Source organism: Novosphingobium rhizosphaerae, from assembly GCF_050920675.1.
Taxonomy (GTDB): Bacteria; Pseudomonadota; Alphaproteobacteria; order Sphingomonadales; family Sphingomonadaceae; genus Novosphingobium; species Novosphingobium rhizosphaerae.
On record NZ_CP137861.1, the window covers coordinates 2,190,982 to 2,207,976 of the forward strand.

The window sequence follows — 16,995 nt, forward strand, 5'->3', positions numbered from 1 at the left end:
ACGCGGTGATTGCCGGTTATTCATCTGTCATACATCAACAAAAACACGGTTTGTCGTATGCCAAGGGCAAGTCGATCGGCTGATCGACGCAAGATCACGCCTTGCCGATTGGGCGGAAACGAAATGAAGGGATGGGGCGTAACTTGGACAAATTCTGATCTTGGGAACAGGAGAAGATCCCCATGCGAAAGATCATGTCTATCAGCGCTTTTGCGCTTGCCGTTACTTCGATCCCGGCTGCACTGCACGCCCAGTCGGCCGCTACCACCCCGCCCGCGACTGCGGATGCGGCCGCTGCCGCAGCGCCTGCCGGGCCGTTTTCGATGACCACCGAGCAGAAGGGTCAGTATGATACCTGGCCGGCCGATCTGAAGGCCAAGTATGATGCCTGGCCCTCGGCGCAGCAGGAATACTTCTGGTCGCTCAATGCTGACCAGCAGAAGGGCTGGTGGGCGCTGAACGATACCCAGCGTGGCCAGGTCTACGCGATGACGCCCGACCAGCGCGCCCAGATCTGGCCGTCGATCGTGGCGCAGGTCCAGGGCCGTGCCACGGCATCGGCTGCCGGAAGCACGCCGCCGGCGCCCGCCGCCGGTGCTGACGCCCAGGGCAGCACTTCGGGCGGCATGGCGGCCAACACCGCGCCCTCGCCCGCCCCGGCGGCTGATGCTGCCACGGACAGCGGCAGCAACGCGACGGCCGGCAGCAACAGCCAGTACGCTGCGAACAGCGATACCAGCGCGATGCCCGCCAAGAAGTATCCGGTGTGTTCGCGCACCGTCACGGACAACTGCCGCAACCGCGGCGGCGTGTAACCGACAAGCCCTGAAGGGTCGCAACACTGTTGCCCTGACAATGGGACGGGCCAACGGGGAAGGGGTGCCGGGAAACCGGCGCCCCTTTTGCGTGCGGTGCACAAGATCATTGTTCGCTTGACAACGCACCGGCCGGCGGGAACGTCGCGTGCGTTATGACCGCGCCCACCCCGCTCCACGCCGTCCATCCCATCCGCCAGCACGGCCGGATTCTTGCTGCCAGCCTGGTTGGTACGGCGGTCGAATTCTATGACTTCTATATCTATGCCACGGCAGCGGCCCTGGTGATCGGGCCGCTGTTCTTTCCGGCCCAGGCGCCCGAGGCGCAAGTGCTGCTTTCGTTCATGACATTTGGCCTGGCCTTCGTGGCGCGGCCCGTGGGGGCCATCGCGTTCGGCCATTTCGGTGATCGCGTGGGGCGCAAGTCTACCCTGGTGGCCAGCCTGATGCTGATGGGCGGATCGACCATGCTGATCGCGTTCCTGCCGACTTATGCCATGGCGGGGCCGGTGGCGCCCGCGCTCTTGTGCCTGCTGCGTTTCGGCCAGGGCTTTGGCTTGGGCGGCGAATGGGGCGGGGCTTCGCTGCTGGCGGTTGAAAATGCGCCCAAGGGCTGGGAAGCGCGCTTTGGCGCGGCGCCGCAATTGGGCGCGCCGCTCGGCTTCCTGTTTGCCAACGGGCTGTTCCTGATCCTCGGACTGACTTTGCCCGAAGCCGCCTTTGCCAGCTGGGGCTGGCGCGTGCCGTTCCTGGCCAGCGCGCTGCTGGTCGGCCTGGGCCTGTGGGTGCGGCTCAAGATCGGGGAAACCGCCGCTTTCCGTGAAGCGGTGGAAGCCGCGCCTCCGCCCAAGGTCCCGGTCGGCCGCCTGATGGCCGATCATCCCGGTGCGGTCTTGGCCGGCATCGCGGGCGTCGTCGCCTGCTTTGCCATCTTCTATCTCGCCACCACTTTCGCGCTTTCATTTGCCACCACCAAGCTCGGCTATGCCAAGCAGGAATTTCTGGCGGTGCAGCTGGCCGCCAATTTCTTCCTGGCTGCGGGCATCGCGCTGGCTGGCTGGTGGGCAGACAAGCGCGGGCCGGCCGCCGTGCTGCGCGTGGGCGCAGGCCTCACAGCGCTGGTCGGGCTGGTCTTCGGCTTGGGGCTGGGATCGGGGCATCTGCCGTTGGTCTTTGCCACGCTGGCCCTGGCGCTGTTCGTGATGGGGCTGGTCTATGGCCCGCTCGGCGCCTGGCTGCCCACGCTCTATGCCGTGCCGGTGCGCTACACCGGCATTTCGATCGCGTTCAACGTGGGCGGGATCATCGGCGGCGCGCTGGCGCCGTTCGCGGCACAATTGCTGGCGGCGCGCGGTGGCACGGCCAGCGTGGGCCTGTTCCTGACGGTGGCAGGGGCGGTGACTTTGGCGGGTGTGCTGCTGGCGCCCAAGCCAGCGCGCTAGGGGCCTGTCCTGAAGCCTGTCGAAGGGCGCCAGCGCTGCCCTGTCAGGCCTTCAAGCGCAGCAGCGTGAGCCGTGCCTTGCCCACCTTGCGTTCGCTTTCCACTTCGCAGGCCTTGATCTGCGGCGCTTCGTCGGCGTGGGTTTCCAGGCTCACCCAGGTGCCTTCGCCGATCCAGCCCAGCCGGACCAGCTTGTCCACCGCCACCGCGCCCGCGCCGGTGCCATAGGGCGGATCGAGCAGGATAAGGTCCAGCGGTTCCTTGACCGGTCCCAGTGACAGGACGGACGAGGCGCGCACATCGGCCTGGGCCTGCACGCGGAAGGCGGTGAGGTTGGCACGGATCGCGCGGATGGCGGCCGCGTCCTGTTCCACGAACAGGCAATGCGCCGCCCCGCGCGACAGCGCTTCCAGCCCCAGCGCACCCGATCCGGCAAACAGATCGGCCACTTTGAGGCCTTCGAAATCGCCCAACCGGCTGGTCAGCATCGAAAACAGGGTCTCGCGCGTGCGGTCCGACGTGGGGCGGGTGGTGTCTCCGGCGGGCGCGTTCAGCTTGCGTCCGCGCCATTGCCCGGCAATGATACGCATTCGTTCAATTTTCCGTGTTGGGCGTGGCCGGCTTGGCGGGCTGGGCACTCTGGGCCGGCTGGGCTGCCTGCGCGGGCTGGGTCTTGAGCGTCTTGCGGAAGCGCTCGACCAGAACCTGCGGCACTTCCTCGGCCCCGCCGCGGGGCAGGTCGGCCAGCTCGAACGGGCCATAGGCGGTGCGCAGCAGGCGCGAGACCTGCAGGCCCAGATGCTCCAGCACGCGGCGCACTTCGCGATTCTTGCCTTCGGTCAGGGTCATTTCGATCCACTGGTTGCGGCCGGTGCGCCGCTCCATGTTGGCGTCGATCTGGCCATAGTGAATGCCTTCGATCTCGATCCCCTCGATCAGCTCTTCCAGCTGGTTCTGCGAGATGTCGCCAAAGGTGCGGGCGCGATAAGTGCGCGGGATGCCCGTGGCGGGCAGCTCCAGTGCGCGCTTCAATTCGCCGTCGTTGGTCAGCAGCAGCAGGCCCTCGGTGTTGAGGTCCAGCCGTCCCACCGGCATCACGCGCGGCGTGCCCGGCGGCAGCGCGTTGCGCAGCGCGTTGTAGATCGTGGGCCGACCCGAAGGATCGCGCTCGGCCGTGATCAGGCCGGCCGGCTTGTGAAAGCGGAACACGCGGGTGGGGGCGGCGGCGGCGATCAGCTTGCCGTCCACGCTCACACCCTTGAGGTTCTTGAGAATCGTGGCGGGCGTGGTGACGAGTTCATCGTTCAGGCGCACGCGCCCTTCGGTGATCAGGCGCTCCACTTCGCGGCGCGAGGCAACGCCGGCGCGGGCAAGCAGCTTGGCAATGCGTTCGCCCTCGCGGCCTTCCTCGCGCGGCTGGGCCGGCGCGGCGGCGGGCTTGGCTGCGGGCCGGGCAGCCGCCTTGGCCGGATGGTTGGCGATGCGGAACGGGCGTTCGCCCTGCTGCGGGCGGGTGAGCGAGCTGGCCTGGGCCATGCCGCTCGGCCGATCGTCGCGCCGCGCTGCGGGCTTGGGCGCAACCGGCTTGGGGCTCAGCTTGCCTTCGATCTTGGCCGCGGGCCGTGCCTGCGGCTTGCCCGCTGGCTTGGCGCCGGGCTTGCTGCCGTCACGCGGCGCGGCGCGGTCTGCGCGCGGCGCCGGCTTGCCATCGGGACGGCGTGTACTTGCGGCCTTGTTGGAAGCGGCGGGCCGTCCCGGGCGGCCGCTCCTGCCTTTTGGGGGAAGTGTCATCGCCGGCCCATAGACCATTGGCGCCTTTGCGTCAAAGTGGCGGCGGATGGGGGTGCTTGGGGCTTCGACAAGCTCAGCCCGAACGGCACTTCGGTCGTGAAATCCGTTCGCCCTGCGCTTGTCGAAGGGCCTTCCCCGCGCCTAGGGTGCCCAGCGAGCAACCAGGAGACCACGATGGCATCGGCCCCCGCGCCACAGAAACCCAAGGGCTGGCGCCTGTTCAAGCTGGCGCTGCAATCGCGCAAGTCGGCCACGATGCTGGGTTTCGGGTTCTCCTCCGGGTTGCCCTATGCGCTGCTGATCGGCACGCTCAACGCCTGGCTGGGCGAAGTGAAGATCGATCTGGCCACCATCGGCGTGCTGTCGTGGATCGGGCTGTCCTATTCGTTCAAGTTCCTGTGGTCGCCGCTGGTCGATCGCCTGGCGCTGCCGGGGCTGGAGCGGCTGGGCCGCCGCAAGAGCTGGATCGCGCTGTGCCAGGGGGTGCTGGTGCTCAGCTTTGCCGGGCTGGCCGCCACCGATCCCACCCATGCCATCGGCACTTTTGCGCTGTTCGCGTTCCTGGGCGCGCTGGCTTCGGCCACGCAGGACGTGGCGATCGATGCCTGGCGGATCGACGTGGCCGACGAACAGGCCAGCGTCGAGCTGCTTTCCTCGATCTATCAGTTCGGTTATCGCATCGCTTCGATCGTGGGTGGGGCGCTGGCACTGGTCATGGCCGGGCGGATGAGCTGGCCGCTGGTCTATCTGCTGATGGCCGGGCTGATCGGCCTGGTCTTCGTGGTCACGCTGCGCGCGCCCGATACGCCGCGCGCCGAGCAGGGCGCCTTGCACGCCACGCTGGGGCAGGTGGGTGAACTCAACGCGTCCGCCCGCACTGCCGCGCTGGCGGTGGTGGGGGCCAGCTGGGCCTGGGCGATTGCCACGATCGTGCTGTTCATGGTCAAGATGCTCAGCCCGCTGGGGCCGGGGGAAAAGCACCCCTCCGTCGCCAGCTTCACGCGCGAAACCGGGCCGTTGATCGTGCTGGCCACGGTGGCCGTGCCGCTGCTGGTTTCGGCGGTGGTCAACGCGCTCAAGACGCGGCAGGTGGCCGTACTTGCCGCGCCCGACATGGCCCATGGACCGGTGCGCACGGCGATGAACCATCTCTATGTGGCGCTGGTGGCGCCGCTGGCCGAACTGGTCGGCCGCTTGCGCTGGGGCGTGCTGATCGTGGTCGGCATGATCCTGACCTACACCTTGTGCTACAACATGTGGGCCAGCTTTGCCTTTCCGTTCTATCTGGAATTCCTGCACTATTCCAAGGACGAGGTGGCTTTTGCCTCCAAGCTTTTCGGCATTTTCATGACCATTGCCGGGATCAGCCTGGGTGGCTTCCTGTTCGTGCGGCTGGGGCGCATGCCCACGATCCTGATCGGTGCGGTACTGCCGATCCTGGGCAATTTCGTCTATGCCGATCTGGCCGAAGGCGCCCCGTTGATCGACCGGGTGGGCCATGCCATTGGCCTCCACGCATTGTTCGGCGCGTTCGGGTTCGATGATCGCATGGTGCGCCTGCTTCTGGCGATCAGCTTTGAAAACATCTCCACCGGCATCGCCGGGGCGGCGTTCGTCGCTTATATGTCGGGCATCGTCAGCCGTAGCTACACCGCCGTGCAATATGCGCTGCTGTCCTCGCTCACGTTCCTGATCGGCTCGCTCGGGCGCGGGATCGCGGGCGAGGCATTCGACCTTTATGGCTATGCCACGGTGTTTCGCTATGCCGCGCTGGCCGGCGGGCTGGCGGTGGTCTTCGTGCTGCTGGAGTGGGCAAGGGTGTCGCGCGGGGCCTTGCGCGTGGCTTCGCACCACCCCCCAACCCCCTCCTCTGAAGAGGAGGGGGGGTAAAGAATTGATATCTAAGCCCCCTCCTCTTCAGAGGAGGGGGTTGGGGGTGGTGGAAATCACGCCTGCCGATTCAATCCGGCACTTCCCCGTTGCGTGCCAGCACGTCTCCGGCAAGGTAAAGCGAGCCGACGATCAGCACGTCGCCGTCCGCCGGCAGCGCGGCCAGGGCCGCTTCCACATCGGCAAAGCTGCGCACGGGCAGGGCGCTGTGCGCGGCGAAATCCTCGGGCCGGTGGGCATCGTGGCCGGGCGCGGGGACGACCGAGATGGACAGCGCATGATCGCCCAGTGGGGCGAGGATTGCGCCGGGGTCCTTGTTGGCCAGCATGCCGATGACCACGTGCACCGGGGGCTGCGCGGCGAGGTGGCGGGCGATGGCAAGGCCGGCATCGGGATTGTGTCCGCCATCGAGCCACACCGTGCGCCCCGGCACTTGCGCCGTCAGCGGCCCGGCACCCAGCCGTTGCAGCCGGGCAGGCCAGCGCGCGGCGCGGATGCCATCGGCCATGGCCTGCGGGCTGACGTCGAGGGCGCTCTGGTGGCGCAGCATGGCCACGGCGAGCGCAGCGTTTTCCGCCTGGTGGGCGCCGGCCAGCGCGGGCAGCGGCAGGGTAAGCGATCCTTGGCTGTCGCGATAGACGATTGCGCCCTCCACGCTGGCATCCCACGCCGCGCCGCGCGGCACCAGGATGCCACCTTGCGCCGCGGCCGTATCGGCGACCACTTGTGCCGCGTGGGGCGGATAGGCCAGCGTGACCAGCGGCACGCCCGGCTTGGCGATGCTGGCCTTTTCAAAGGCGATGCGCGCCAGCGGGTCTTGCGCCGCGGCGGCGGGAATGCCGGGATCGGGTGAAAGCAGGAACGCCTCGTGATCGAGGCCCAGCGTGGCAAGGCCGGCGCAGGCCGCCGTTGGCAGGATGTTGGTGGCATCCAGCCGCCCGCCCAGACCGGTTTCGATGACGCAGGCATCCGCCGGCACGCTGGCAAAGGCCAGGAACAACGCGGCGGTGGTCACTTCGAAAAAGCTCGGCTTCAGGTCTGGCTCTGCGGCGTCGAGCGCCCGCTTGAGCAGATCGGCCAGCAGCGCATCGTCGATCAACTGGCCGGCCAGGCGAATACGCTCGTTATAGCGCACCAGGTGCGGCTTGGTGGCGGTGTGCACGCGCAGGCCCTGCGCTTCCAGCATGAAGCGCAGGTACGTGCAGGTGGAACCCTTGCCGTTGGTGCCGGCCACGTGGAACACTGGCGGCAGCCGGTCTTGCGGGTTGCCCAGACGCGCGCAGAGCTCACGCACGGTGTCGAGGCCCAGCCGCCCTTGCGGCAGCGACAGCGCGCCCAGCCGATCGAGCTGGGCCTGCACTGCCGGATTTTCGGAAATCGCGAAGTCCTTCACGAAACCCCCTCCCGCCGATCCACCCCCGCGCGGGCGCGGGGGCGGGGCGCGTTCGTGTCAGGCGGCCTTGGCGGCCATCAGGTAATCGATGGTTTCGGCCAGGGTGGCGCGCAGGTTGTGGCGGTGCACCACCATGTCGATCATGCCGTGGGCGTGCAGGTATTCCGCGCGCTGGAAGCCTTCGGGCAGCTTTTCGCGGATCGTGTCCTGGATCACGCGCTGGCCGGCAAAGCCGATCAGGGCACCCGGCTCGGCAATCTGCACGTCGCCCAGCATGGCATAGCTGGCGGTCACGCCGCCGGTGGTCGGATCGGTGAGAACCACGATATAGGGCAGGCCCGCAGCGTGCAGGCGGCTGATCGCCACGGTAGAACGCGGCATCTGCATCAACGACAGGATGCCTTCCTGCATGCGCGCGCCGCCCGCCGCTGTCACGGCGACATAGGGGCACTTTTCGCGGATTGCGCGCTCGGTGCCGGCGATGAAGGCATTGCCCACGGCCATGCCCATCGATCCACCCATGAACGCGAATTCCTGCACGCCGACCACGGCCTTCTTGCCTTCGATCCGGCCCACCGCGTTGGTCAGTGCATCGGAATGCGGGTTGGCGGCGCGGGCGGCCTTGATGCGATCGGCATACTTCTTGGTGTCGCGGAACTTGAGCGGGTCTTCCTTCACCTTGGGCGCGGGCAGCAGGACGAAACCGGGGTCCATCAGCTGTGCCAGGCGCGCATCGGCGCCGATGCGGCCATGGTGGTCGCAGCGCGGGCAGACCGACTGGTTGTCTTCATACTCCTTGGTGAACAGCATTTCGCTGCACGAAGGGCACTTGATCCACAGGTTGTCGGGCGTATCGCGCTTGGGGGTGAAGGGCAGCGCGTTGCGAACGCGGTTGATCCAGCTCATGCAATGTCCTTTCGCGCCGCGTGCACGGCCGCGCTCAGTGCCGCGACCAGGTCGCGCACCGGGCCGGCGGCATCGGCGCCGTGTTGGGCCACGAGATCCACCAGCGCGGAACCGACGACGACGCCATCGGCCACGGCGGCAATGCCACCGGCCTGTTCGGGCGTGCGCACGCCAAAGCCCACGGCAACGGGGATCGTGGCGGTCTGCTTGATCCGCGCCACCGCCTCTTGGATCGAGGCGAGCGCGGCCGATTGCTTGCCGGTGATACCGGCAACCGAAACGTAATAGAGGAACCCGCCCGAGCCATCGAGCACGGCGGGCAGCCGCGCGGCATCGGTGGTGGGCGTGGCGAGGCGAATGGGCGAAATGCCGTGCGCGCGCAGCGCCGGGCCCAGTTCCGGGTCTTCCTCGCTGGGAATGTCCACGCAGATCACGCCGTCCACGCCGGCATCGGCGCAGGCATCGGCAAACCACTGGGCGCCGCGCGTGATCATCGGGTTGGCATAGCCCATCAGCACCAGCGGCACGTCAGGGTGACGGGCGCGAAAACCCTTGGCGATGGCCAGGATATGCGCGGTCTTGGTGCCTGCGGCGAGCGCGCGCAAGTTGGCGTTCTGGATCGCCGGGCCATCGGCCATGGGATCGGTGAACGGCATGCCCAGCTCGATCACGTCGGCCCCGCCAGCCACCAGCGCATCGAGAATTGCGGGTGTCGCTTCGGGCGTCGGGTCCCCGCCGGTGACGAAGCAGACGAGCGCGGCGTGGCCCTTGGCAAAGGCGGATGAAAGGCGGGACATGGTCAAGCCCTCTCCCCTTCGGGGGAGAGGGTTGGGAGAGGGGCAAGCCGCGCATCTGCCAACGCCTGCGAGAGCATTTTCAAAACACCTTCCATCGTCTTCGTCACTTTCGGGCAGCGCACTACGTTATTCCCTGCTGGATGCAAAGGGGCGCACCTTTATCGTCGTCACCCCGGATCAAGTCCGGGTGACGATGCATGAGGAGGCTAGGGCGTTCCGCCCTTACAGCTCCACCCCCAGGTGCTTGGCGACGGAGAAGATGTCCTTGTCGCCACGCCCGCACAGGTTGGCCAGGATGATCTGGTCCTTGTCCAGCGTCCGCGCGAGCTTGGTGACAGCGGCGATGGCATGGCTGGGTTCGAGCGCGGGAATGATCCCTTCGGTGCGGCAGAGCAGCTGGAAGCCGTCGAGCGCCTCGGTATCGGTCACCGAGGTGTATTCCACCCGGCCGATATCCTTGAGCCAGGCGTGCTCGGGGCCGATGCCAGGATAATCCAGGCCCGCGCTGATCGAATGGCCTTCGGTGATCTGGCCATCCTCGTCCTGCAACAGATAGGTCTTGTTGCCGTGGAGCACGCCAGGGCGCCCGCCGGCAAGGCTGGCCGCGTGTTCCTTGTCCAGCCCGTGGCCGGCCGCTTCCACGCCCAGCATCTTGACCGAAGGATCATCCAGGAACGGATGGAACAGGCCGATGGCGTTGGAGCCGCCACCGATCGCGGCCACCAGCACATCGGGCAGGCGGCCGACGCGCGAGAGCATCTGCGCCCGCGCTTCGCGGCCGATCACGCTTTGGAAATCGCGCACCAGTTCGGGATAGGGGTGCGGGCCCGCGGCGGTGCCGATGATGTAGAACGTGTCGTGCACGTTGGCGACCCAGTCGCGCAGCGCTTCGTTCATCGCATCCTTGAGCGTGCCCGCGCCCGAGGTGACCGGCACCACTTGCGCGCCCAGCAGCTTCATGCGGAACACGTTGGGCGCCTGGCGCGCCACGTCGGTGGCACCCATGTAGACCACGCAGGGCAGCCCGAAACGCGCGCAGACGGTGGCCGTGGCCACGCCGTGCTGCCCGGCGCCGGTTTCCGCGATGATCCGCGTCTTGCCCATGCGCATGGCCAGCAGGATCTGGCCGATGCAGTTGTTGATCTTGTGCGCGCCGGTGTGGTTCAACTCGTCGCGCTTGAACCAGACTTGGGCACCCTTGCCTTCCGGCGCGCTCTTGGCCAGTTCCTCGGTCAGCCGGGGCGCGAAATAGAGCGGGCTCGGCCGGCCGACATAGTGTTCGAGCAGATCGTCGAACTCGGCCTGGAACGCCGCATCGGCCTTGGCCTTGCGGTATTCCGTCTCGAGATCGAGGATCAGCGGCATCAGCGTTTCGGCAACATAGCGGCCCCCGAACTGGCCGAAGTGGCCACGCTCGTCGGGCTGATTGCGGAAGCTGTTCGGGTTCTGGACAGTCATGGTCCAGCCGATTGGCAGAGGGCGCGGCGCTTGTCCAGATTCATGGCCCAACGGGCGGTTGCGGGCCATGCCCCCCCACGCGACGTGCCCGGTTCACGCTTCGGATTTATGCAATTCCATTTCCGCAATTTGCACCATTGCGCGTTCATCCTGGCGTAATGTGCCGGCGTTAGAGAGCGTTTTGCAACGTCGTGAAGGCGGTCCTGTAATGGGGCCGCCTTTTTGCGTTTTCAAATACTGCAACGATACTTTCTGTCTATTTGTTCAGAAAAGAAGAATCCTTTCACAAATGACAGAAACTGTGGCAAAAATGCCATGTGTACTATGTTAGAGTCAGAAATGTCATTTTTCTGACTTGTTGAGGATTGAGGCGCGGACTACTTGCCCACTCGACCGCCGCGCAAAACGGCGGCTTGAATGCAAGGAGGTTTATTATGCGTCTCGTTCTTCTCGCGCTCGCCGGTACCCTGGCTGCAGCTGCCCCGGCTATGGCCAACGAGGTCCGCGTCGAAGCGCACAGCGGCGTGCTGTGGAATCACGACAGCACCGATGCCACGGCTGGTGTCGCTGCCGGTTACGACTATGACCTTGGCCCTGCCGCATTCGGTGGCGTCGAAGTGTCGGCCGACAAGATCCTGAACAGCTATGCCAAGCGCGTTTCGGTTGGCGTTTCGGGTCGCCTGGGTGCCAACCTGGCCGGCACCAAGCTCTATGCCGTGGGCGGCTATGCCACCACGCCGTGCTCTGACTGCGGCGGCGCATGGAACTTCGGCGCCGGCGTGCAGAAGTCGTTCCTGCAGAAGTTCTACGGCAAGGTGGAATACCGCCACTACATCGCCGACGAAGGCCTGGGCAACCGCGACGCGGTGACCGCCGGCGTGGGCTTGAAGTTCTGATCGCACCGATCCGAACAGCGGGAAAAGGGCGGCGCGCGAGCGTCGCCCTTTTTCGTTGCGGCACCGGCCCGCTCTCCCACCCGACCTCCCAACGATAGTACCCTATGGGAGGTCGGGTGGGGGAGCGGGCCGGTGCCGCAAATCCGGCGAAGCCGGACCTTCAATTAGCCGAACGCGCGGCGCGGCAGAAGGCCTGGATGCGGCTTTCGTCCTTGACCCCGGGCGCGCTTTCCACGCCGGACGAGACATCGACCAGTTCGGCGCCGGTCTGGCGCACCGCATCGGCAACGTTATCGGGTGAAAGACCCCCGGCCAGGCCCCAGGCGGTGGCGCCGCGATAGGTTTTGAGCAAGGTCCAGTCGAACACCAGGCCCAGGCCACCGGGAATGGCAGCGCCCTTGGGCGCCTTGGCATCGAACAGCAGCAGATCGGCCGCGCCGGCATAGCGGGTGGCGGCGGCAACGTCGGCAGGGGCGGCGATGGACAGCGCCTTCCACACCGGCAAGCCAAACTGCGCCTTGAGCTGGGCGGCGCGTTCGGGCGTTTCCGCGCCGTGGAGTTGCAGCACGTCCAGCCGGGCGGCGCGCACGGCCTCGGCAATCGTGGCGTCATCGGCGTTCACGAACAGGCCGACCAGGCGCGCACGCCCGGCGTTGCGGGCGCCAAGCGTGGCGGCATCGCGCACCGATACGTGCCGGGGCGAAGGGGGGAAGAACACGAGGCCGGCGTATTCGGCGCGCGCGGCAAGCGTGGCGTCGAGCGCGGCACTCGTGTTGATTCCGCAGATCTTGATAGCAGGGGCTGGCATGACCAGCCCATGTGGCGGCTTGCTTACTGCGGTGCAAGCTCGAACGTGATGGTGACCGATGCGCTCACGTCCAGTTCGCCGGCGGCAACCGGGCTTGGTGCGGCGCTCATCATCATCTTGTCGGCGCGGGCATAGAGCATCGGCGGCTGGGGCGACCAGCCGCCGGTTTCGCTGATGGTCAGAATGCGTACCACCTTGAGGCCGGCAGCGCGGGCATAGAGTTCGGCGCGGGCGCGGGCCTTGCTCACCGCGTCGACTCGCGCTTCGTCCTGGGCCACGTCGGGCTTGTCGAGCTGGAAGCTCGGGCCGTTCACTTCGTTGGCGCCGGCTTTCACCAGCGTGTCGATCACCTGGCCATAGCGGGCAAGGTCGCGCTGCTTGACCTGCACCTGGTTGGTGGCGCGATAGCCCACGATCACCGGATCGCCTTCGGTGCTGCCGTCGGGCAGGCGCTTTTGCTGGCCATAGACCGGGCTGACCGAAAGATTGCTGGTCTGCATGTCACGCGCGGCCACGCCGCTGGCCTTGAGCGCGGACAGCGTGGCATTCATCGCGCGGGCATTGGCGGCCAGCGCTTCGCTCGCCGTCTTGCCTTCGCTGGTGACGCCGGCGGAGAACACCGCCAGATCGGGCACGCGCGTGGTGCGGCCTTCGGCCTGGACGGTCAGGACGGTAGCGCCGGGGCTGACGACCGGGGCGGTCTGCACCGATTGGGCATGGGCGGGAACGGCAAGCGCGGCCAGCGGCAGGGCGGCAATGCTGGCGGCAAGGATCAGGCGCTTCATCGGGGACGGTCTCCGTTTGTTACGGTTCAGGCATGGCCGAAGCGAGCTTGCGGCGCGCTGAACCGTTGCAAGGGAAACCGTTCAGGTAAGCGGGCGTTCCAGCACGACCATGGCAAAATCGACCGCCATGGTGCCGGGGAACGGGCGGGTTTCACCGGTGCGGACATAACCGCGGCGCTCGTACCAGGCGATCAGTTCAGGGCGGCGGTCGATTACGGTCATTTCGATGGCGCGGGCGCCCAGTTCCGTCTTGGCCATGGCATCGCACTGCGCCAGCAGCGCGCGCCCCAGGCCACCGGCCTGCACATCGGGATCAACGCAGAGCATGCCGAGATAGGCCTTGCTGCCGGGCAAGCCCACCAGTGTGACCGTGCCCACCAGTGCGCCATGCCCTGCTTCGGCCACGATCACGCGCTTGTCGGCGGCGGCAAGCGCGGCGGCGAGTTCTGCGTCCGACGTGCGTTCGTCATCGAGCAGATCGGCCTCGTGTGTCCAGCCCTGGCGCGCGGTGTCGCCGCGATAGGCACGTTCCACCAAGGTGCGCAGCGCGGGCAGGTCAGCCAAGGTGGCCAGCCTGAACTTTGGCTCCACAGCGGTCGGCATGGCGCTTACAGCGTGGCTTCGATGGCGCGGGCGGCGGCCACCGGGTCTTCGGCGCGGCTGATCGGGCGGCCGATCACCAGGCACGATGCGCCGGCATCGCGGGCGGCGCTCGGCGTCATGGCGCGCTTCTGGTCGCCCAGTGCGGCGCCCTTGCCTTCGGCCGGGCGCAGGCCGGGCACCACGAAATAGCCATTCTTCCAACGGCGGTGGACTTCGCCCACTTCGTGGCCCGAACAGACGATGCCATCGAGGCCCGCTTCCTGGGCGAGGTCGGTCAGGCGCAGCACCTGGTCGTGCGGGGTGCCGGCAATGCCGGTGCGGGCCACGTCGGCATCGTCCAGGCTGGTCAGCACGGTTACGGCCACCACCTTGCACGCTTCGCCGGCCGCCGCCTTGGCGTCTTCCATCATCGCCCGCCCGCCAGCGGCGTGGATGGTGACGATCGCGGGCTGCAGCACATGGATCGACTGCATCGCGGCCGCGACCGTGTTGGGAATGTCATGCAGTTTCAGGTCGAGGAAGATCGGCAACCCGATCTTGGCCATTTCCAGGACGCCGTGGTGACCATGCGCGCAAAAGAATTCCAGACCCAGCTTCAACCCGCCGACGTGCCCTTTCACCTTTTGCCCCAGCGCCACTGCGGCATCGAGGCGGGGAAGATCGACGGCAAGATAGATCGGGTTGCTCACGGGTGGATGTCCGGCTGGGCCGCATCAATGGCGGCATCGGTGGCGGGATAGGTGCCGGCCTGGCTCACCAGGCTCGACTCCAGAGTGGCGATGCGGCGCTTGAGGCGCCAGCGGCGCAGGCGGCCCGCCGCCCAGGGCGGCAGGAACCCGGCCAGGAAAAAGACCAGCGCGACAAATCCCACCGGCCAGTCGAAATGCAGATACCCGGCGCCATAGGGCCAGAAATTCACCCGCGCGGTTTCCGCGTTCATCACGATGAAAGCGGCAAAGGCCGCAACGAGGGCGAGCCACAAGACGATGCGGATCTGCTTCATGTGTGGCGCTTCACCTTCAACCTGCCGTGCCCCATGCACGGGTGGCGGACATTAGGCAGATTGTAAACGAAGCGCCAGCACTTGCATTATTCGCCGAACACGCGGGCGAAGATCGTATCCACAGCCTTGAAGTGATAGTCCAGGTTGAACTTTTCCTCGATCTGCTGCGCGGTCAGGGCCTTGGTCACGTCCTCGTCGGCCTTGAGCAGTTCGAGCAGCGAAAGCTGGCCGTCGGATTCCCAAACCTTCATGGCGTTGCGCTGCACCAGGCGATAGGCCTCGTCGCGCGTCACGCCGGCCTGGGTCAGGGCCAGCAGCACGCGCTGCGAGTGGACCAGGCCGCCCATGCGATCGAGGTTCTTCTGCATCCGCTCAGGATAAACCACCAGCTTGTCCACCACCGAAGTCAGGCGGGCGAGGGCGAAATCAAGCGTGATCGTGGCGTCGGGGCCGATGAAGCGTTCCACCGACGAGTGCGAGATATCGCGCTCGTGCCACAGCGCCACGTTTTCCAGCGCCGGGGTCACGGCCGAACGCACCACGCGGGCAAGGCCGGTGAGGTTTTCGGTCAGCACCGGGTTGCGCTTGTGCGGCATGGCGGACGAACCCTTTTGCCCCGGCGAGAAGTATTCTTCCGCTTCGAGCACTTCGGTGCGCTGCAGGTGGCGCACTTCGGTGGCCAGGCGCTCGATCGAGCTGGCGATCACGCCCAGCGTGGCAAAGAACATCGCGTGGCGATCGCGCGGGATCACCTGGGTGGACACCGGCTCGACGCTCAGGCCCAGCTTTTCGGCCACGTATTCTTCCACGGCCGGATCGATGTTGGCAAAGGTGCCCACTGCGCCGGAAATGGCGCACGTGGCGATTTCGGCCCGGGCATTGACCAGGCGCGTGCGGCAGCGCGAAAATTCGGCATAGGCCTCGGCCAGCTTCTTGCCGAAGGTGGTCGGTTCGGCATGGATGCCGTGGCTGCGGCCGATGGTCGGGGTATACTTGTGCTCTGTCGCCCGGCGCTTGATCGCGGCGAGCAGGGCGTCGATGTCATCCAGCAGGATATCGGCGGCGCGGGCCAGCTGCACCGCCAGCGTGGTGTCGAGCACGTCGGAGCTGGTCATGCCCTGGTGCATGAAGCGCGCCTCGGGGCCAACCTGCTGCGCCACCCAGTCGAGGAAGGCGATCACGTCGTGCTTGGTCACCGCTTCGATCGCGTCGATCGCGGCCACGTCGATCGTGGGGTTGGTCGCCCACCAGTCCCACAGCGCCTTGGCGCCGCTTTGCGGCACCACGCCCAGGTCACCCAGCTTCTGCGTGGCATGGGCCTCGATCTCGAACCAGATGCGATAGCGCGCTTCGGGTTCCCAGATCGCGGTCATCGCGGGGCGGGCATAACGGGGGACCATGGTTCGACTCCGGAGTTGACAGGTTTGCTGGTGCTCGCCCGCCCGCTACGGGCGTGCGGCCGTTAAGGCAAGGGGCAGGGGCGCCAGCGTGCCGGATCGGCCCGCCCTGCCACGCCGTTCCCCCCGGTTCGGCATGGCAAGGCGGGCCGGCCCCGTGCGCGCCGCCGGCGGCTGCACGGGGATCGAGGAACGATCGGGGCAGCCGGGGAAAGAGGCGCCAGCCGATCGAAGCGTCGAATCGCGCGGAAATTACAGCGCGAGAGTGAGCGCCACGGAGGCGACGTGGTCGCTGCTGTCGAGCTTGCCGGGGCGGATGCCGTGCTGGTTAAGATAGCCGGCTTCAACCGATAGCGTCTTGGTGATCGGCGCATTGACGCCGATGAAATTGCGCATGCGTTCCTCGCCGTTGACGGTCTGGAACGTGGTCTTGTTCAGGTCGATGAAGCTTTCGTGGCTGGCCACGATCATGACCTTGCTGTCTTTGGCCACTGGCAGGCTGGCCTTGATGAACGGGCGCAGGCGCCAGCCGGTGCCGGGCATGTTGTCGCGCCAGCGTTGTTCCAGACGCATGCGGCCGTTGAACCGCACCGGGCCCAGGTGGGCGAAATTGTCGAACGAGACCTGCTGGCGGAAACGACGCTCCATCACCGCGAAATCGCCGTGCAAGTAGTTGGGATCGTGGGTGTAGCCGAGCCACACGGTGAAGGTCTTGTCCAGCTTGTAGCCGACCATGAAATTGTCTTCGAGTTCGTAGAACCCGCGCGTGTTGCCGGTGCGCAAGATGGTTTCGTTGGACACGCGCCAGTGGGGCCCGGCCTTGGCGGTGACGGTCAATCCGCCCCAGCCCTGCGTGTCGGTGTCTGCGCGGGCGGCGCCGGGGGCAAGCATACAGGTTGCGGCCAGGGCGGCGCCGAAAAGGCAAGGAAGGATACGCATGAGGCGAAGTGTCCGTTCAGGGCTGTTGGCCGCCCCTATGACGTTTTGATGACACATTCGTGACAAAGGATTG

17 protein-coding genes are annotated in these 16,995 nt (G+C 66.8%); 4 read left to right on the forward strand and 13 right to left on the reverse strand.

What is annotated here, in order from left to right; translation table 11 throughout:
- Positions 1-194 precede the first annotated feature (194 nt).
- Positions 195-815, forward strand: a complete 621-nt coding sequence (locus R9J51_RS10090; RefSeq protein ID WP_179504395.1) for a hypothetical protein — start codon at positions 195-197, stop codon at positions 813-815.
- Positions 816-970: 155 nt separating this feature from the next.
- Positions 971-2,257 carry an MFS transporter gene (locus R9J51_RS10095; protein ID WP_179504396.1) on the forward strand — a complete coding sequence of 429 codons (1,287 nt, stop codon included), beginning with the start codon at positions 971-973 and terminating at the stop codon, positions 2,255-2,257.
- Positions 2,258-2,300: 43 nt separating this feature from the next.
- Here the strand turns inward: R9J51_RS10095 and rsmD are convergent, their stop codons facing one another.
- Both rsmD and R9J51_RS10105 read right to left on the reverse strand, forming a co-directional pair.
- A complete protein-coding gene (gene rsmD, locus R9J51_RS10100; protein ID WP_169473948.1) occupies positions 2,301-2,846 on the reverse strand; it encodes a 16S rRNA (guanine(966)-N(2))-methyltransferase RsmD in 546 nt (181 codons plus the stop codon).
- 4 nt (positions 2,847-2,850) lie between these two features.
- Positions 2,851-4,047, reverse strand: coding sequence for a pseudouridine synthase (locus R9J51_RS10105; RefSeq protein ID WP_432787972.1), 1,197 nt, complete (start codon positions 4,045-4,047; stop codon positions 2,851-2,853).
- A gap of 174 nt (positions 4,048-4,221) precedes the next feature.
- On the opposite strand from R9J51_RS10105, the gene R9J51_RS10110 reads away from it, so the two are divergent.
- The gene (locus R9J51_RS10110; protein ID WP_432787973.1) at positions 4,222-5,937 is read left to right on the forward strand and encodes an AmpG family muropeptide MFS transporter; all 1,716 of its coding nucleotides are present in this window, start codon (positions 4,222-4,224) and stop codon (positions 5,935-5,937) included.
- Positions 5,938-6,007: 70 nt separating this feature from the next.
- Here the strand turns inward: R9J51_RS10110 and R9J51_RS10115 are convergent, their stop codons facing one another.
- The 4 genes from R9J51_RS10115 to trpB all read right to left on the reverse strand — a co-directional run bounded on the left by R9J51_RS10115 (position 6,008) and on the right by trpB (position 10,491).
- Positions 6,008-7,330 carry a bifunctional folylpolyglutamate synthase/dihydrofolate synthase gene (locus R9J51_RS10115; protein WP_179504397.1) on the reverse strand — a complete coding sequence of 441 codons (1,323 nt, stop codon included), beginning with the start codon at positions 7,328-7,330 and terminating at the stop codon, positions 6,008-6,010.
- A gap of 57 nt (positions 7,331-7,387) precedes the next feature.
- The gene (gene accD / locus R9J51_RS10120; RefSeq protein WP_179504398.1) at positions 7,388-8,236 is read right to left on the reverse strand and encodes an acetyl-CoA carboxylase, carboxyltransferase subunit beta; all 849 of its coding nucleotides are present in this window, start codon (positions 8,234-8,236) and stop codon (positions 7,388-7,390) included.
- On the reverse strand, positions 8,233-9,033 hold the full coding sequence (gene trpA / locus R9J51_RS10125; RefSeq protein WP_168555441.1) for a tryptophan synthase subunit alpha: 801 nt from the start codon (positions 9,031-9,033) through the stop codon (positions 8,233-8,235). The genes accD and trpA overlap by 4 nt, the downstream gene beginning before the upstream one ends.
- A 222-nt stretch (positions 9,034-9,255) precedes the next feature.
- Positions 9,256-10,491 (reverse strand): tryptophan synthase subunit beta, encoded by a 1,236-nt coding sequence (gene trpB / locus R9J51_RS10130; protein ID WP_168554363.1) that lies wholly within the window; start codon positions 10,489-10,491, stop codon positions 9,256-9,258.
- A gap of 434 nt (positions 10,492-10,925) precedes the next feature.
- Here trpB and R9J51_RS10135 point away from each other — a divergent pair, with 434 nt between their 5' ends.
- Entirely contained in the window at positions 10,926-11,387 is a 462-nt protein-coding gene (locus R9J51_RS10135; RefSeq protein WP_168554364.1) for an outer membrane beta-barrel protein, read from the forward strand.
- Positions 11,388-11,547: 160 nt separating this feature from the next.
- Here R9J51_RS10135 and R9J51_RS10140 read toward each other — a convergent pair whose 3' ends face one another.
- The 7 genes from R9J51_RS10140 to R9J51_RS10170 form a co-directional block, all read right to left on the reverse strand.
- Entirely contained in the window at positions 11,548-12,195 is a 648-nt protein-coding gene (locus R9J51_RS10140) for a phosphoribosylanthranilate isomerase (RefSeq protein ID WP_168554365.1), read from the reverse strand.
- Positions 12,196-12,218: 23 nt separating this feature from the next.
- Positions 12,219-12,980, reverse strand: coding sequence for an SIMPL domain-containing protein (locus R9J51_RS10145; protein WP_179504399.1), 762 nt, complete (start codon positions 12,978-12,980; stop codon positions 12,219-12,221).
- Between the two features lie 81 nt (positions 12,981-13,061).
- Entirely contained in the window at positions 13,062-13,544 is a 483-nt protein-coding gene (locus R9J51_RS10150; protein WP_432787370.1) for a GNAT family N-acetyltransferase, read from the reverse strand.
- A gap of 44 nt (positions 13,545-13,588) precedes the next feature.
- Entirely contained in the window at positions 13,589-14,272 is a 684-nt protein-coding gene (gene pyrF, locus R9J51_RS10155; RefSeq protein ID WP_179504401.1) for an orotidine-5'-phosphate decarboxylase, read from the reverse strand.
- Entirely contained in the window at positions 14,269-14,586 is a 318-nt protein-coding gene (locus tag R9J51_RS10160; protein WP_179504402.1) for a LapA family protein, read from the reverse strand. The genes pyrF and R9J51_RS10160 overlap by 4 nt, the downstream gene beginning before the upstream one ends.
- Before the next feature lie 86 nt (positions 14,587-14,672).
- Positions 14,673-15,986, reverse strand: coding sequence for an adenylosuccinate lyase (purB, locus tag R9J51_RS10165; protein ID WP_168554369.1), 1,314 nt, complete (start codon positions 15,984-15,986; stop codon positions 14,673-14,675).
- A gap of 249 nt (positions 15,987-16,235) precedes the next feature.
- Positions 16,236-16,874, reverse strand: a complete 639-nt coding sequence (locus tag R9J51_RS10170; protein WP_248290252.1) for a DUF2490 domain-containing protein — start codon at positions 16,872-16,874, stop codon at positions 16,236-16,238.
- Between the last annotated feature and the right edge of the window lie 121 nt (positions 16,875-16,995).

Bases quoted from the DNA above. Each gene is read 5' to 3' on its own strand.
- R9J51_RS10135 (WP_168554364.1), top strand. From the start codon at position 10,926: ATGCGTCTCGTTCTTCTCGCGCTCGCCGGTACCCTGGCTGCAGCTGCC.
- trpA (WP_168555441.1), bottom strand. From the start codon at position 9,033: ATGTCCCGCCTTTCATCCGCCTTTGCCAAGGGCCACGCCGCGCTCGTC.
- purB (WP_168554369.1), bottom strand. From the start codon at position 15,986: ATGGTCCCCCGTTATGCCCGCCCCGCGATGACCGCGATCTGGGAACCC.
- R9J51_RS10110 (WP_432787973.1), top strand. From the start codon at position 4,222: ATGGCATCGGCCCCCGCGCCACAGAAACCCAAGGGCTGGCGCCTGTTC.
- R9J51_RS10170 (WP_248290252.1), bottom strand. From the start codon at position 16,874: ATGCTTGCCCCCGGCGCCGCCCGCGCAGACACCGACACGCAGGGCTGG.
- R9J51_RS10095 (WP_179504396.1), top strand. From the start codon at position 971: ATGACCGCGCCCACCCCGCTCCACGCCGTCCATCCCATCCGCCAGCAC.
- rsmD (WP_169473948.1), bottom strand. From the start codon at position 2,846: ATGCGTATCATTGCCGGGCAATGGCGCGGACGCAAGCTGAACGCGCCC.
- R9J51_RS10160 (WP_179504402.1), bottom strand. From the start codon at position 14,586: ATGAAGCAGATCCGCATCGTCTTGTGGCTCGCCCTCGTTGCGGCCTTT.
- R9J51_RS10105 (WP_432787972.1), bottom strand. From the start codon at position 4,047: ATGACACTTCCCCCAAAAGGCAGGAGCGGCCGCCCGGGACGGCCCGCC.
- accD (WP_179504398.1), bottom strand. From the start codon at position 8,236: ATGAGCTGGATCAACCGCGTTCGCAACGCGCTGCCCTTCACCCCCAAG.
- R9J51_RS10145 (WP_179504399.1), bottom strand. From the start codon at position 12,980: ATGAAGCGCCTGATCCTTGCCGCCAGCATTGCCGCCCTGCCGCTGGCC.
- R9J51_RS10090 (WP_179504395.1), top strand. From the start codon at position 195: ATGTCTATCAGCGCTTTTGCGCTTGCCGTTACTTCGATCCCGGCTGCA.
- R9J51_RS10140 (WP_168554365.1), bottom strand. From the start codon at position 12,195: ATGCCAGCCCCTGCTATCAAGATCTGCGGAATCAACACGAGTGCCGCG.
- trpB (WP_168554363.1), bottom strand. From the start codon at position 10,491: ATGACTGTCCAGAACCCGAACAGCTTCCGCAATCAGCCCGACGAGCGT.